The organism is Collinsella aerofaciens, assembly GCF_015670795.1.
Classification (GTDB): domain Bacteria; phylum Actinomycetota; class Coriobacteriia; order Coriobacteriales; family Coriobacteriaceae; genus Collinsella; species Collinsella aerofaciens_Q.
In genome coordinates, this window is sequence record NZ_JADPCJ010000017.1 from 33,400 (window position 1) to 49,669 (window position 16,270).

Sequence of the window (16,270 nt, forward strand, 5' to 3'; positions counted from 1 at the left end):
ACGGGGTGTGCTGCTAGGTCCCGTGCGTTGGCAGTATTATGCCGCGGCTGCTGCAAAGAAGTGCTAAAGAAAGGCTTAATGAGGTTTGACGTTGCGATGAAACCGCAGGTAAAAGCTATCGAGTAACACTCTTGAAAGGTTTTGAGCTTAAGGGCTTTCTAAGGTTTGTGGCGCGGATGTGGCTTGCCTGTGTGGGGCGTGTGGACGGCTCGTTCCTAGCGCTGCGGTGCGGCGGCGCGTACTTGTTCGATGACCTTTTCCATCGTGGCGTCGATGTGGTCTTTTTTGAGCTCGCATTCCCAGATGGTTATGGGCGTCCAGCCCATTTGAGTGAGTGCTGCCACGGCAGCGTGGTCGCGCTCAACGTTGCGACGGAACTTTGCCTCCCAAAACTCAACGTTGCGCTTGGGCTGGCTAGGGTTGCACTTGGGGCAGCGGTGCCAAAAGCAGCCGTTGACGAAGATGGCGATCTTGCGCCCGGGGAAGGCGATGTCGGGTTTTCCGGGCACCTTCCATTCCAGACGGTATCCCGTAAGGCCTGCGGCGCGCAGGCGCTGGCGAACGAGCAGCTCGGGCTTGGTGTTCGCACGCTTGTTGCCCTTCATGGACTTTTTGATGGCGGCGCGACGGCGCACGAGCTCACGCTCGTCAGCGGAAAGGTCCGAGGTGTCGATGCCGTCCAGCAGGCCGGGCTTGGGGCGCTTTTTGCTGCGGCGCTTGGCTTTGCGCTTGGGCTTGGTAACGGGCTCGTCGGCTGTGGTGGACTCGGTGTCGTTGGCGCCGTTAGCCTCAAGCCGATCTTCCTTCAACTCAATCAGGGCATCAATGAGCCCTTTGTCGGCGGGCATCCACTCAACGGTGGCAAGCGAGGTGCGCGGAATCCAGCGGATATCGAGCTGGCGGTCATGCTTCTGGGGTTCATCGGATTCATCGGCAAGCGAGCAGTAGTAGCACTCCATGGAGAGATGAAAATCGGGGTAGTCGTACTCAACGGTGTAGAAATCGCGCAGGTTGGTGACTTTTACCTGCAGCTCTTCCATGAGTTCGCGTCGCACGGCGTCTTCGGGTGTCTCGCCGCGCATGAGCTTGCCACCGGGGAACTCCCAAAGTCCCTGCATGTCGCCATAGCCGCGCTGTACGGCAAGCAGCTCGTCAGATCCTTCCTTGCGAATGATCCCAGCGGCAACATGAACAGTCTTCAACAGGAGTCCTCTCTCAACATCAACACGTGGCAGGGTAGCTATCCGTACCTTACACAACGGTAAGGCAAGCGTAAGCCATATCGATGGTAGCCGACTCGTCTTCTTGCGACTATAGATGCCGTAGACTAATCGCAAGAAAGGACTCGGTATGCAAACCACGCACATGGCGACCCCGGTACTGGAGGTCGCGCATCTCGAAAAGGTATATGGAGCGCTGGGCAACGTGACCCGTGCGCTCAACGACGTCAGCTTTACCGTCAACCGCGGCGAATTTGTTGGCATCATGGGCGCCTCGGGCTCGGGCAAGTCGACGTTGCTCAACTGCGTTTCGACCATCGATAGCGCCACGAGCGGCACGATCCGCATCAACGGGCAGGACGTAACACGCATGAAGCAGGCTAAGCTTTCGCAGTTCCGCCGCGAGGAGCTCGGCTTTATCTTCCAGGACTCCAACCTGCTCGATACGCTCACGGCACGCGAGAACATCGCCCTGCCGCTCACCATCGCCCGCACAAACTCGGCAGAGATCTCAACCCGCGTGCAGGATGTGGCAGCGCGCCTCTCCATCAGTCAGGTGCTCGACAAGTATCCCTACCAGATGTCCGGCGGTCAGCAGCAGCGCGTTGCCGCGGCTCGCGCGCTCGTCACCGACCCCACCATGATCATGGCCGACGAGCCCACCGGCGCCCTCGATTCCAAGAGCGCCCGCCTGCTGCTCGAGAGCCTGGAGGCCCTCAATCGCCGCCTGCGCGCCACCGTGCTCATGGTCACGCATGACAGCTTTGCTGCCAGCTACACGAGCCGCGTGTTGTTTATCCGCGACGGCAAGATCTTCACCGAGCTGCGCCGTGGCGACACCGACCGCCGAGAGTTCTTCGACCGCATTATGGAGGTCGTTGCCATGATGGGCGGTGAGGGCTCCGATGCTCTGTAAACTCGCTTGGGGCAACGTTCGCCGTGCCGGCCGCGACTACCTCGTCTACCTTTTGACGCTCACCCTGGGCGTCACGGTCTTCTATGCCTTTAACACCATCTCGATGCAGGTCGACATCGCCGGCATCGATGAAAAGGGCTTGGCACAGGTTATGGGCAGCATGCTCGGCGACCTGACGTACTTTTTGGCCGGTGTCATGGCCTTTTTGATGGTGTATGCCAATAACTTCATCATGAAACGCCGCAAGAAGGAGTTTGGCCTGTACCAGGTGCTCGGCATGGGGCGCGGGCGCGTCGCCACGATTATGGCGCTCGAGACGGTGATCGTTTCGGTCGTGGCCTTTGTCGCCGGCATTGTGCTGGGTGTGGGACTCTCCCAGCTCATGACGTTCTTTACGGCCTCGCTCTTTAAGACGCAGATTGCCAATTTCCACTTCTTTTTCTCGGTGCATGCGTTCAATCTGACCCTTGCCTGCATGCTCGTAATGTTTGTGCTCACGCTACTGCTGAACCTTCGCGCCGTGCGTCGTACCAAACTCATCGAGCTTATGGGTGCCGAGCGTCGCAACGAGAGCATCAAGACACGCAACCCCTGGATTGCGATTGCCATCTTTGCCGTGGGCGTGGTGCTTGTGGGCGTGGCCTATTACCGTCTGCTACGTGATGGGTTCCCGCTAACCGCGACGGACAGCAAGCTGCAAGAGGCCATGAACCAGTTTGGTATTACGACCGCTATGGTTACCGTGGGCACCTTTGCCCTGTTCTGGGGACTCTCGGGCATGCTCATCAAGCTGCTGCAGAGCCTGCGCGGCGTGTATTGGCGCGGCCTCAACATGTTTACCGTGCGCCAGCTTGCGGCCAAGGTCAACACGGTGTGCTTTTCGATGGGCGTCATCGCGATGCTCCTGTTTTTGGCCATCACCTCGGTGACGTGCGGTATGTCGATTGCCAACGTGATGAACGAAAACCTGGAGCGCTATAACCCTGTTGACGTGTCTCAGACGTATGCCTATTACACGCCCGATACGCTCGACTACTACAAAGAGTATGTCAATCCGTCTGAAGCCGATCGCATGGTGCTGGCCGATAGTACGGTCGATTTGTACCCCGCATGGCACGGTAAGGGCAAGTCGGCGGGCAACAACGACGAGACCGGCAAGAAGGTCAATATCGCCGATGTTGCCGGTGAGCATGTGCAGATCGATTCGTATCTGAGTTACCCAGTTGGCGGCTCGAATCCTTCGGTGACCCCAAGTGAGATGTGCAAGATCATGGGCGAAAAGCTTCCCAAGGCGTTCGGGGGTAGCAATGCCGATGCGATGGGTCTGTATGTGACGCCGGCGAGTCAGTACAACAAACTGCGTCAGATGATGGGCGAGGAGCCGGTGCACATCGGTCACGACCAGTATCTGCTCACGTGTGATATGGGCGGCGAGCTGGTCGACATGTACACCAAGTATATGGCTGGCGGCCATGCCCTTACCTTGGGCGGGCATGAGCTCAAGCCCGCAACCGATAAGTCGGACGAAGATACGGCGGCCATCGCCAACTCGGCGATGGGCAGCAATCCGGGTACCGTCGTCGTTTCCGACGAGCTGTTGTCCCAACTTAATCTGCAGCCGTATTCCAGTAGCCTGCTCGTTAACTACAAACAGGGGATGGATACGACTGAGGCAGACGAGAGCATTAAATACACTGTGCTCGACAATCTGCTCGTTGACGGCAAGGAGCCGGGGTCGTGGGGAACCTTCATCACACGCTCCGAGATGTACGCGCAAGCAGCGCAAATGAACGGTCTTATTAGCTATCTAGCCATCTACATCGGCTTTGTATTGGTCGTTGCATGCGCGGCGATTCTGTCGATCCAGCAACTCTCCAACGTGGCCGACGGCAGCCGCAGCTATCGTGTACTGGCACAGATCGGCTGCGACGACCGCCAGATTCGCCATTCGGTGATGGCGCAGCAAGCGGTATTCTTCCTGTTCCCGCTGGCAGTGGGCCTGGCGCACTCCTTTGTGGCACTTAAGGTGATCATCGAGTTGGTGAGCATTTTCGGAAATATGAGCATTGGCGGTACCGTGGGCCTCACCTGTGCAATCTTCCTGGCAGCATACGGTGGCTACTTCCTGGTGACCTACCTCATGAGCACCGGCATGGTACAAGCTGCCATCGCCACCCGCTACAGCGAGTAACAAGCGGGCAAAACCGTCGCAAAATTAGAGGTGTATGACCGCCGCGAAGGGACCAGGGGCCCTTTCGCGGCGGTTTTTGCCAATCTGGTGCGTCTCAGATACAAGTGAGTAGACTTTTTTGAACCTGCCGAGCACATCGTGACAAATGATCTATAAAACTGCAGGTCAGAGCTGTGGCGTTTTGGGGCGTGCTCGGCCTCCTGCAAAAAGCCTACTCACTTGGTTTTTCTGCTAGAAGACCGCCACGAGGGAAGGCAACTCCCCCGGGTAGTCGTTGGGGACGTTCTTAAACGACTAGTCAAACAAGAACGTCCCCAATGACTACCCCAAGGAATGTCCCTGACTGCCGGCAGAAAAGGAGCGTCCCTAACTGCCACATCAAACGAAAGGGCGCCGACCTTCTGGTCGCGCCCTTGAAGTTGAACGTCAGATTGTCCAGGTGCGGCCCGCGCAGCGTCGAGCCGTTACGGCGTTTGGTAAAACGCCGTAACCTACACCCGCTCCGCGATCTCGTGGATGAGGTAGTCGGTCTTTTCCCAGCCCAGGCACGGGTCGGTGATCGACTTGCCAAAGACGCCGCCGTCGACCGGCTGGTTGCCGTCCTCCAGGTAGGACTCGATCATAAAGCCCTTGACCAGCTTAGAGATGGACTCGTTACGGCGGCAGCTGTCGAGCACCTCCTTGCAAATGCGGTACTGCTCCAGCGGGCGCTTGCCCGAGTTGTCGTGGTTGCAGTCGATGACCGCCGCCGGGTTGGCGTAGCCGGCGTGCTCGGTATAGCGCTCGGCCAGGCGCTCCAGGTGCTCGTAGTGGTAATTGGGGTAGGTACGACCATCGAGACCGATGTAGCCACGCATAACGGCGTGTGCGAGCGGGTTGCCGTCGCACTCGACCTCCCAGTTGCGGAAGATGAAGCTCTGGTGCGCCTGCGCGGCGTAAATGGAGTTGAGCATAACGGTGGTAGAGCCGGCAGTGGGATTCTTCATGCCGACGGGTACCGAAATGCCGCTCGACACCAGGCGATGCTCCTGGTTCTCGACCGAGCGTGCGCCCACGGCAACATAGCTCAGCAGGTCGACGAGGTATTGGTAGTTGGACGGGTAGAGCATCTCATCGGCGGTAAAGAAGCCCGTTTCCTCAATAACGCGCAGGTGCATGTGGCGGATGGCCTTGACGCCCTCGAGCAGGTCGTCGGGCGCCTCGGGGTTAGGGTTGTGCAGAAGACCCTTGTAACCGGTGCCCTTGGTACGCGGCTTATTGGTGTAGACGCGCGGAATGATGATGAGCTTGTCCTTGACCTCCTCGGCGGTCTTGGCCAGTCGGTTCATGTACTCAAGCACCGAATCCTCGCGGTCGGCAGAGCACGGGCCGATGATGAGCACCTTGCGCGCGTCCTCGCCGGTAAAGACTTTGGCGACCTCGGCGTCAAATGCCTGCTTTTTGGCGGTAAGCTCGGCAGAAAGCGGCATTTCCTCGCGGATCTCCATAGGGATCGGCAGCCTGCGTTTGAATTCCATGGCCATAGGGGCCTCCTCAATCAATTGATGGCAACGAGAACATTGTCGAATGCTCGGCATTATCCGCTGTCGCACGCTAAAGTGCAAGCCCTTGTCACCCCGAAACCTACCAAAAAGAGACAGGTTTATTTTGGCAGGTTTTATCTGGGCAAACGTCGGCGAATGCCGGGAGGGAGCGGCGCCGCGCGGGACCCTAAGGCTGTTGTCAGTTCCCCAGGAAATACCCTGTGGGCAAAAAATGCCAAATATGAGTACGGTTGCTATCTTGGTATCATATTGCCTTCGCAAAATAATAGACATAACAGCAAAATATGTTTATTAACGCAAACACATATAAGTCCGCTATAGGGCTGTTTGATCAATTTAGGGACGCGTGTAAGCCGTGAAAACGGCATTTGGGGCTGTTTTGGCTGTTACTAAAAAGGTAACAGTACTCATATTTGCCCTTTTTTGCCCACGGGGCCTCGAAGGGGCTGCCAATCAGGTCCCAGGGGAGACGGTTTGAGGGCCGCAGAGCAAAAACGGGGGCGCAGGTTGTCCTGCGCCCCCGTTCTCGGGCGTTATTCGTTCCCCGCGGCAGAATTTACGCCGCCTCGTCGAACTGCGAGTTGTACAGATCGGCGTAGAAGCCGCCCTGGGCGAGCAACTCGTCGTGCGTGCCCTTCTCGACGATATCGCCGTCGCGAATTACCAAGATCACGTCGGCGTTGCGGATCGTGGACAGGCGGTGCGCGATAACAAAGCTGGTACGGCCCTGCATCAGCGCATCCATGGCACGCTGAATAAGCTCCTCGGTACGAGTGTCAACGTTGGAGGTTGCCTCGTCCAGAATTAGCGCCGGGCGGTCGGCCAAAATGGCACGGGCAATGGTCACGAGCTGGCGCTGGCCCTGCGACAGGTTGGTGCCTTCCTCGTTGATCATAAAGTCGTAGCCGCCGGCGAGCGTATGGATAAAGTGATCGCAGCGTGCGGCGCGTGCAGCGGCCTCGACCTCGGCATCGCTTGCATCGGGGCGTCCGTAGCGGATGTTCTCGCGGATGGTGCCGTTAAACAGCCAGGTATCCTGCAGCACCATGGCAAACTCGCCGCGCAGCGCCGCGCGGTCCCAGTCGCGCACGTCGACACCCTCGACGCGCAGCGAACCGCCGTCCACATCGTAGAAGCGCTGCAGCAGCTTAATGAGCGTGGTCTTGCCGGCGCCGGTAGGACCGACGATGGCGATGGTCTGGCCGGGCTGCGCCTCGCAGCTAAAGTCGTGGATGATGGTCTTGTCGGGCGTATAGCCAAACTTGACGTGATCAAACTCCACATGGCCGGGGCGCTTTTCGGGAATCTGCGCGTCGGCTTTCTGCTCCTCCTCGGGCGCGGCCAGGAACTCAAAGACGCGCTCGGTGGCGGCTGCCATCGACTGCATCGTGTTGCTCACGTTGCCCAGTTGCTGCACGGGCTGCGTAAAGTTGCGAACGTACTGGATAAAGCTCTGGATGTCGCCGGGCGTGGCGTTGCCGGTCAGTGCGAGCTGTGCGCCCACCACGACAACGCCCACGTAGCCCATGTTGCCCACCAAACTCATGAGCGGCATCATCAGGCCCGACAGGAACTGCGAGCGCCAGCCACTAATAAAGAGGCGGTCGTTTTGACGGTCGAACTCCTCGATCGAGGCCTCGGCGCGGTCGAACACCTGAATGACGTTCTGGCCGGCAAAATCCTCCTCGATAATGCCGTTGACGGTGCCTAGGACCTGCTGCTGCTCGCGGAAGTACGGCTGCGAGAAGTGAATCATCACCATTAAGATAATCGCGGCGGCCGGCAGCGTGAGCACGGTGACACCGGTGAGCGGCAGGCTGATCGACAGCATCATGACGAGCACGCCGATAATCTGCGTCACCGACGTGATGAGCTGCGTCACGCTCTGGTTGAGCGACTGACCCAGCGTATCGACGTCGTTGGTGATGCGGCTGAGCACGTCGCCCTTGCTGTGGCCGTTGAAGTAGCTCATCGGCACGACGGCAATCTTGGCGGCAATCTCCTTGCGCATGCGGTAGCAGATCTTTTGCGTGACACCGGTCATGAGCCAGCCCTGGATCAGGCTGCAGGCAGAGCTCGCCAGATACAGGCAGAGCAAAAAGCCGAGCGTCTTGGCGATCCAGTTAAAGTCGACATCGCCGGTGCCGTTGACCTTGGCAACCAGGCCCTCGAACAGCTTGGTCGTAACCTGGCCGAGTACCTTGGGTCCCACAATGTTAAAGATGACCGAGCATACGGCAAAGGCGACGGCGACAAACACGGCAACCTTGTGCTGGCCGATATAGCCGAGCAGCTGCCTCATGGTGCCCTTAAAGTCCTTGGCCTTTTCGCCGCGACGCATGCCGCCCATGCGGCCCATGGGTCCACGCTGACGGGTGGGCTTGGGAATTTGGGTCTTGGTCTCGTCTGCCATTAGCGCTCGCCTCCTTCCATGACGGCTGCAATCTCTTCTTGGGTAAGTCCCAGCTCCTTGGCGGAAAGCTGCGACTGTGCGATTTCCAGGTACGCCGGGCAGCTGCGCAGCAGCTCCTCATGCGTACCGGTGCCCACCACGTGGCCGTCGTCGAGCACGATGATCTGGTCGGCGTGCATGATGGTCGCGATGCGTTGTGCCACGACCACGAGCGCGGCGTCGGTGACGTTTTTGGCCAGCTCCTCGCGCAGGCGCGCGTCGGTCTTGTAGTCAAGCGCGCTAAACGAGTCATCGAACACCACGACCTCGGGCTTTTTGGCCAACGCGCGGGCGATGGCCAGGCGCTGGCGCTGACCGCCCGAAACATTGGAGCCGCCCTGGCTGATGGGGGAGTCGTAGCCGCCCTCGCGTTCGGCGATAAAGTCCTCGGCCTGGGCGATGCGCGCGGCCTGGCGCATGTCGTCATCGCTTACCATGTCGCCGGCAAACTTGAGGTTGCTCTCGACAGTGCCCGAGAACAGACGCCCCTGCTGCGGGATGTAACCAATGCGACGGCGCAGCTCGGAAAGGGTCATGTCGCGCACGTCAATGCCGTCGAGCGAAATGCTGCCGCCCGTGACGTCGTACAGGCGCGGAATCAACTGCACGAGCGTGGACTTGCCCGAGCCCGTGGAGCCAATGATGCCGAGCATCTGACCGGCATGCGTGGTGAAGTTCACGCCGCTGATGACATCGGCGCGGGCATCGGGATACTGGAAGCTCACGTCGCGGAAGGTGAGCTCACCGCGCGGCGCGCTGGCCACGGGCAGTTTGGGCGAGACAGGGTCGTTGATGCTCGTGGGGCAAGTGATGACCTCTTCCACACGCTCGGCTGCGACCTCGGCGCGGGGCAGGATAACCGAAACCATGGTGAGGATCATAAACGCCATGACGATCTGCATGGTATAGGAGATAAACGCCATCATGTTGCCGACCTGCATCACGCCGTCGGACACGCCCTGCGCGCCAAACCAGACGATAAGCACGGTGATGCAGTTCATGACAAGCATCATGAGCGGCATCATAAAGCTCATGGCGCGGTTGGTGTAGAGCTGCGTGGTCATCAGGTCGAGCGAAGCCTTGTCAAAACGCTCGAGCTCATGTTCCTCGCGGTTGAACGAGCGGATGGGCATAAGGCCGTCGAGCAGCTCGCGGGCGGTAAGGTTCACGCGGTCCACAAAGCTCTGCATCTTTTTGAACTTGGGCATGGTGAGGCCCATGAGCACGCCGACAACGGCCGAAACCGCGATGATGGCCACGGCGATGGTCCACTCCAGACCGGTGTGGTTGGCCAGGACGCGCATGACGGCGACGATGCCCATGACGGGGGCCATCAGGCACATGCGGATAAACAGGGTTGCGGCCATCTGGATCTGCTGAATATCGTTGGTGCAGCGGGTGATGAGCGAGGCCTGGCTAAACTTGCCCACCTCGGCCGGCGAGAAGTGCATAACCTTGTTGAAGGTCTCGCGGCGCAGGTCGCGGGCGATGGAGCAGGCGGTGCGCGACGCCACGGCACCGGTCAGAATGGTGGCGACGAGCGACACCAGGCACAGCCCAAACATCGTGGTCGCCATGTGGCTCAGGTAGGCGTTCTGCACGTCGGCGGGGTCGATGCCCTGCGCCTTGTACTCGTCTTGCACATAGCTCACGGCGCGTTGGGTCACGATGGAGCCCGACATGGAGCCCATTTTGTCCGCCATATCGTTGGCGCCCTCGACGAGCTTGCCCTGGTCGATTAGGCCGCCTTCAACGCCTAGACGCAGGCTCTTCATGGTGATCTTGCCACCGTCGGCATCAATCTGTTTTTGCATGTTCTGCGCCGCAGCGGCCTTCTGCTGCATCTCGGCGAGTTGCTCGGGCGTCATCGCCGCCATCTGCTCGGGCGTGGGCATGGCCTGAGCGGCGCCGCCATCGCTTGCCTCGGTAGATGCGCCGGTCATGTCGCCCATGGAGTTGGCATCGATGCCCTGGTTGAACGAAAGGACGACAGTCTCGGGGAGGCTCATGATGTCGGCAATCTTGCCGCCGTCGGCGCGCTCCTCCTCGGTGCCCTTGTACGTTCGAATGCCGTTATTGTCCGCCTTGCCAAACACGGCCTCCACAGCTTTGGCGTCCTTGGTGCTCATAAAGAGTTCGAGGTCGTCGAGCGATTTGGCGCGAATGGTGTCGGGCACGGGCGAGGCGATGCCGCCTTGCTGCACGCCCACGTCGACGATGTCGCTCATATAGGTAGGCAGTGCCAGATCGGCGTTGCAGCTGATTACGATAAGTACGATAGCTGCAAACAGTGCCGGGACATGTTTTTTAAAGAGCTTGAGAATCCTCACTCGGCATCTCTCCTTTCTTGATTGCGGTCGATAATTTCGTTGGCACGTCTAAGAAGGCGCACCATCTCTTGGGTATCTGTTTCGCCAAGCTGCTCGAGGAAGGCCGCGGTGCGGTCCTCGAATTCCCGACGTTTGATTTCGAGATCCTGGAATCCTTTGTCGGTCACCGTGACGTGTACGCGACGACGGTCGGTCTTTGAGTGCTCGCGCTCGATCCAGCCCTTGGCCTCGAGGGCGCGCAGGATATTGGCGATGCGGGCGCTCGAGACCCAGGCACGATCGGCGAGTTCGCTCGGCGTGAGCGAGCCGCCGGCGCGCATGAGGGCGCGCATGACGGCCATCTCGCCGCCGAGGGCTTTGTCCGCAAAGCGCGAAATGCGCTGATGCATGCTGCCGAACTCGGTAAGGAGCTGACGCCCAAGCTCACGGAAATCGGTATCTTCCACCGAAAACCCCTAACACTAGAAACTATTTTCGGTGGAAGATGATACCCCAATACGCGGGCCTCATACAGTGGGCAATATTAAGAGCTCATTAAGACTTAAAATCATTCAATTGATGAAGCGTTTCAAATAACTATTATACACGCGGTTAGGCGAGGGGTTGTCACCACCATGACGACTGGGACTCATATAATCGCCACGTGCGATGCTCCAACTTCCCGCAAGGAGACACCTAAATTAAAGGGGGATGGAGTCATGGCATTTGACTTCACGGGCAAGACCGCGATTGTCACGGGCGGCACTCAGGGCATTGGCCTCGAGATCGCCAAGGGCATCGTCGCGGGCGGCGGACACGTCGCGCTCATCGCAAGGAACGCTGCTAAGGGCGAGGCCGCGGTGGCCGAGCTTGGCGAGGGCAACAAGTTCTATCAGCTCGATGTCGCTGATGCACCCAAGGCGCGCGAGACCGTCGAGCAGATTTTTACGGACCTGCCGCAAACCAACATCCTGATCAACTGCGCCGGTGTCATCAGCACCAAGAAGTTCGACGAGATCGATGACACCGAGTGGCGCCGCACTATCGATATCAACCTCAACGGTACCTTCACTATGATGAACGCCGTGTACCCGCACTTTAAGGCGGCGCATGCCGGCACTATCGTCAACGTGAGCTCCGTTGCTGGCAAGATCGGCGGCGGCCTGCTCGGCACAGCCGCCTACGCCAGCTCCAAGGCCGGTGTCAACGGCCTTACCAAGGCGGTCGCCAAGGAGGGCGGCAAGTTTGGCGTTCGCTGCAACGCCGTGTGCCCGTCGCTCACGTTGACCGATATGACCTCGATTCTCTCTGACGAGAACTCTCAGCGCATCATCAACGGTATTCCTCTGGGCCGCGCTGCCCAGGCCAGCGAGCCTGCGCAGATGGTGCTGTTCTTCGCTTCCGACCTCGCCAGCTTCGTGAACGGCGAGATCGGTGACTGCGACGGCGGCATCGTCCTGGACGGGTAATACCCCGCGATGATTATTCGGCGACGGCTCCTGCGACTCGGGACCGTCGCCTTCTTTCTGACATAGGCGCGTGCGGCTACGATTCGCATGCATCCAAAGGAGATATATATGAGTGAATCGACTGCGGTGGAGGCGCCGGCGGCAAAGGAGCCGTTCTTTAAGATGTCCTCCATCCCGGGTGCCAATATTTTGGTGCCGCTTTTGCTGGGCTGCCTGCTCAACACGCTATTCCCCGACCTGTTCAAAACGCTCGGCAGCTTTACGCTTGGTATGACCCAGCAGGGCGCAGGCCCGCTCGTGGGCGCTTTTTTGCTCATCGTCGGTACGACGATTTCGTTTAAGAGTGCTCCTGCCGCCGCTGCACGCGGCGCCATCATCATCGCCGTCAAGCAGATCGTGGTCGTTGCCGTGTCGCTGCTCATCCTTTATGTGTTCAACGACAACCTGTTTGGCATCTCTGCTATGGTGATGCTGGCGGCTTGCACCGGCGCCAACAACGCTATGTACGCTGGTCTGATGGGCACCATGGGCAATGAGGCCGAGCGTGGCGCCGTCGCCATCACCACGCTGGTTGTCGGCCCTCCGGTCACGATGATCGTGCTCGGCGCTGCCGGTCAGGCTCCGATCGGCTGGTCGCTCGTGGGCGCCATCCTACCGATCGTCGTCGGCATTATTCTGGGCAACCTCTTCCCGAGCTTTAAGAAGATGATGGCACCGGCACTTTCCGCCGTCATCGTGCTCGTCTTCTTTGCCATGGGCTCGACCATGACCTTTGGCCAGCTCATTAATGGCGGTCTCCCCGGTATTCTGCTCGGCGTGATCTGCTCGGTGGTCTTTGCAATTCCCGTTATCGCGGTCGATAAGCTCACGGGCGGTACGGGTGTCGCAGGTGCGGCCATTTCGAGCTGCGCCGGAGCCAATGTGGCCACGCCTGCTGCCATGGCAAGCGTCAACGAGGCCTTGTATGGCGGTGCGGTGCTCGCGACGGCTACGGCACAGGTTGCTGCCTGCGCAATCGTGACGGCTATTTTGACCCCGCTGGTCACCAGCTGGTGCTACAAGCATTTTGAGGGCCAGGGCAACGGCGATAGCAAGACAACGACCGACAAGGCCGCCGCAGCCGCCTAATGCCAAGCGGCAATCAAAGCTAAAAACTAGCTACGCCACAGGGCGGCCACGGGGGATCCCGTGGCCGCCCTGCAGTTTCTGTAGGGTCTCTGGGACACTTTACCCTGCTAAAGCTGGCATAACAGCTAGAGTGAACGTCGTACAAAGGCAAGGAAAAATACCAAACAAATCGGTGAACGGTAGTTGTTCGCGCTCGCATTTCCTGCGGATTTGTTAAAAACGTCCTAATGGTAGAAAAAAAGGAACATATAACAGCACTGATGAAGGGGGTGGCTATGTTATCCTTCTCAAACGGGTGAAATCTTGGGTTTTGGGTTGTAGTTCCAAGGTGGACAAACGTTTTTCCTGCACCAACGTGTGGTGAAGAACGGAAGAAGCCGGTAGTGCAAGCCGAAAATTCAAGAATTCAATAAGCAGCGGTGTGAGAGAGCGCCGCATTACACGTAACTAGGAGCGTGGTTACACAATGCAGGAGGCATGGGAAGGCTTCAAGGAAGGTATCTGGACGGGAGAGGTCGACGTCCGAGACTTCATCCAGAAGAACTACACCCCCTACGAGGGCGATGAGTCGTTCCTCGTAGGTCCGACCGAGCGTACCAAGGAGCTGTGGGGCGAGGTTCTCGACCTGCTGCTTAAGGAGCGCGAGCAGGGTGGTGTCCTCGATATGGACACCAAGACCGTCACGGGTATCGTGAGCCACCCCGCTGGCTACATCGATAATGCCCATCGCGACAAGGAGACCATTGTTGGCCTCCAGACCGACAAGCCGCTCAAGCGCGCGCTGCACGTCAACGGTGGTATCCGCATCGCTTGCCAGGCTGCCAGCCAGCACGGCTACAAGGTCGACGAGAACGTTGTCGAGCGCTACACCTTCGAGCGCAAGACCCACAACGCTGGCGTCTTCGATGTTTACACCCCCGAGATGCGTGCTTGCCGCTCGGCTCACATCATCACCGGTCTGCCCGATGGCTATGGCCGCGGCCGCATCATCGGCGACTACCGTCGTGTTGCCCTGTACGGCGTCGACTACCTGATCAAGGACAAGGAGGCCCAGAAGGCTTCCACTCCGACGGTCATGACCGCCGACAACATCCGCGATCGCGAGGAGCTGCAGGAGCAGATCCGCGCCCTCGGCGAGCTCAAGATGATGGCCGAGACCTATGGTTTCGATATTTCCAACCCTGCTACCAACACGCAGGAGGCCATCCAGTGGATGTACTTCGCCTACCTTGCTGCCGTCAAGGAGCAGAACGGCGCCGCTATGTCCATCGGCCGTACCTCCACGTTCATCGACATCTACGCTGAGCGCGACCTTGCCAACGGCACCTTCACCGAGGAGCAGATCCAGGAGTTCGTGGATCACTTCATCATGAAGCTCCGCATGGTCAAGTTTGCCCGTACCCCCGAGTACCAGGCCCTGTTCACCGGCGATCCGCAGTGGGTCACCGAGTCCATCGGCGGCATGGGTGTTGACGGCCGTACGCTCGTTACCAAGATGAGCTACCGCTACCTGCACACGCTCGAGAACATGGGCACCAGCCCCGAGCCCAACATGACCGTTCTGTGGTCGACCCGTCTGCCCGAGAACTTCAAGAAGTTCTGCGCCAAGACTTCTGTCGCCAGCTCCTCGATCCAGTACGAGAACGACGACCTCATGCGCGTCTATCATGGCGACGACTACGGCATTGCCTGCTGCGTGTCCTCCATGCGCATTGGCAAGGAGATGCAGTTCTTCGGCGCTCGCGCCAACCTTGCCAAGTGCCTGCTGTATGCACTCAACGGCGGTGTTGACGAGGTCTCCAAGAAGCAGGTCGGCCCCAAGTATCGCGCCGTCGAGGGCGATACGCTCGATTACGACGACGTTGTGGCCAAGTACAACGACATGATGAAGTGGCTCGCTGGCGTGTACGTCAACTCGCTGAACATCATTCACTACATGCACGACAAGTATTGCTACGAGCGCATCCAGATGGCTCTGCACGACAAGCACGTGCACCGCTGGTTCGCTACGGGCATCGCTGGCCTTTCCGTCGTGGCTGACTCCCTGTCCGCCATCAAGTACGCCAAGGTCCACCCCGTCCGTGATGAGAACGGCATCATCGTCGACTTCGAGACCGAGGGCGAGTTCCCCAAGTACGGTAACGACGACGACCGCGTCGACCAGATCGCTCACGACGTTGTGCACCAGTTCATGGAGTACATCCGCATGAACGACACCTACCGCAACTCCGTGCCCACGACCTCGGTTCTGACCATTACCTCCAACGTCGTGTACGGTAAGAAGACCGGCTCCACGCCCGACGGCCGCAAGGCTGGCCAGCCGTTCGCCCCGGGTGCTAACCCCATGCACAAGCGCGATAGCCACGGCGCCATCGCTTCGCTGTCTTCGGTTTCCAAGCTCCCGTTCCGCGATGCTCAGGACGGCATCTCCAACACCTTCTCCATCATCCCGAGTGCGCTCGGCAAGGAGGACCAGGTGTTCTTTGGCGATATCGACCTTGATCAGCTGGGCGAGTAACTATTGTTAGTGCTATACTAACAATAACGATTACTGATTAGTGCGCCGGTTTCGGCCGGCGCCTATCGATCGAAGGAGACACATTATGAAGGTTTCTGAAGTTTCCGAGACTCAGGCCGATAACCTGGTCCACATGCTCGACGCTTACGCCGAGAAGGGTGGCCACCACCTGAACATCAACGTCTTCAACCGTGAGACGCTGCTCGACGCTCAGGCTCACCCCGAGAAGTACCCGCAGCTGACCATCCGCGTTTCCGGCTATGCCGTGAACTTCCACACGCTCACCAAGGAGCAGCAGGACGAGGTCATTGCGCGTACCTTCCACGACAAGTTCTAAAGGGACTCAACTCCCGCAGGATTGCCGGGCCGCTTTGGGTTACTTTCCAAAACGTCCTCGGACATGCAAAGGGCTCCGCTGCGCGCTTCGCGCGGCGGAGCCCTTTGCGTCCTGCGGAAATGTTTTGGAAAGTAACCCAAAGAGGCCCGGCGGGGGTCCTGTGTAGTCACCCTGTAGGCGGAACTC

The 16,270-nt window shown here is 59.1% G+C and carries 11 protein-coding genes; 6 read left to right on the top strand and 5 right to left on the bottom strand.

Annotation, left to right across the window (positions count from 1 at the left end; all coding sequences use genetic code 11):
- Positions 1–215: 215 nt before the first annotated feature.
- Positions 216–1,202, bottom strand: coding sequence for a DNA mismatch endonuclease Vsr (vsr, locus tag I4W09_RS10460; protein ID WP_230318715.1), 987 nt, complete (start codon positions 1,200–1,202; stop codon positions 216–218).
- 148 nt (positions 1,203–1,350) lie between these two features.
- Between vsr and I4W09_RS06520 the strand changes: the two genes are divergently transcribed.
- A complete protein-coding gene (locus tag I4W09_RS06520) occupies positions 1,351–2,136 on the top strand; it encodes an ABC transporter ATP-binding protein (protein WP_006234847.1) in 786 nt (261 codons plus the stop codon).
- Positions 2,126–4,327, top strand: a complete 2,202-nt coding sequence (locus I4W09_RS06525) for an ABC transporter permease (protein ID WP_196033002.1) — start codon at positions 2,126–2,128, stop codon at positions 4,325–4,327. The genes I4W09_RS06520 and I4W09_RS06525 overlap by 11 nt, the downstream gene beginning before the upstream one ends.
- Positions 4,328–4,818: 491 nt before the next feature.
- Here the strand turns inward: I4W09_RS06525 and I4W09_RS06530 are convergent, their stop codons facing one another.
- From I4W09_RS06530 to I4W09_RS06545, 4 genes are all read right to left on the bottom strand, one after another.
- Positions 4,819–5,850 carry a 3-deoxy-7-phosphoheptulonate synthase gene (locus I4W09_RS06530; RefSeq protein ID WP_022094323.1) on the bottom strand — a complete coding sequence of 344 codons (1,032 nt, stop codon included), beginning with the start codon at positions 5,848–5,850 and terminating at the stop codon, positions 4,819–4,821.
- A gap of 577 nt (positions 5,851–6,427) precedes the next feature.
- Positions 6,428–8,284, bottom strand: a complete 1,857-nt coding sequence (locus tag I4W09_RS06535) for an ABC transporter ATP-binding protein (RefSeq protein ID WP_196033005.1) — start codon at positions 8,282–8,284, stop codon at positions 6,428–6,430.
- Positions 8,284–10,653 (bottom strand): ABC transporter ATP-binding protein, encoded by a 2,370-nt coding sequence (locus I4W09_RS06540; RefSeq protein WP_196033008.1) that lies wholly within the window; start codon positions 10,651–10,653, stop codon positions 8,284–8,286. The genes I4W09_RS06535 and I4W09_RS06540 overlap by 1 nt, the downstream gene beginning before the upstream one ends.
- On the bottom strand, positions 10,650–11,099 hold the full coding sequence (locus I4W09_RS06545) for a MarR family winged helix-turn-helix transcriptional regulator (protein WP_196033011.1): 450 nt from the start codon (positions 11,097–11,099) through the stop codon (positions 10,650–10,652). Before I4W09_RS06545 ends, I4W09_RS06540 begins: the two co-directional genes overlap by 4 nt.
- Before the next feature lie 252 nt (positions 11,100–11,351).
- Here I4W09_RS06545 and I4W09_RS06550 point away from each other — a divergent pair, with 252 nt between their 5' ends.
- The 4 genes from I4W09_RS06550 (at position 11,352) to grcA3 (ending at position 16,084) form a co-directional block, all read left to right on the top strand.
- Positions 11,352–12,101 (top strand): SDR family NAD(P)-dependent oxidoreductase, encoded by a 750-nt coding sequence (locus I4W09_RS06550; protein WP_006234857.1) that lies wholly within the window; start codon positions 11,352–11,354, stop codon positions 12,099–12,101.
- Between the two features lie 108 nt (positions 12,102–12,209).
- Positions 12,210–13,229, top strand: a complete 1,020-nt coding sequence (locus tag I4W09_RS06555) for a 2-keto-3-deoxygluconate permease (protein WP_230318716.1) — start codon at positions 12,210–12,212, stop codon at positions 13,227–13,229.
- Positions 13,230–13,695: 466 nt separating this feature from the next.
- On the top strand, positions 13,696–15,747 hold the full coding sequence (pflB, locus tag I4W09_RS06560; protein WP_195543963.1) for a formate C-acetyltransferase: 2,052 nt from the start codon (positions 13,696–13,698) through the stop codon (positions 15,745–15,747).
- Between the two features lie 85 nt (positions 15,748–15,832).
- Positions 15,833–16,084 carry an autonomous glycyl radical cofactor GrcA3 gene (grcA3, locus tag I4W09_RS06565; RefSeq protein ID WP_006234861.1) on the top strand — a complete coding sequence of 84 codons (252 nt, stop codon included), beginning with the start codon at positions 15,833–15,835 and terminating at the stop codon, positions 16,082–16,084.
- The last annotated feature ends 186 nt before the right edge of the window (positions 16,085–16,270 follow it).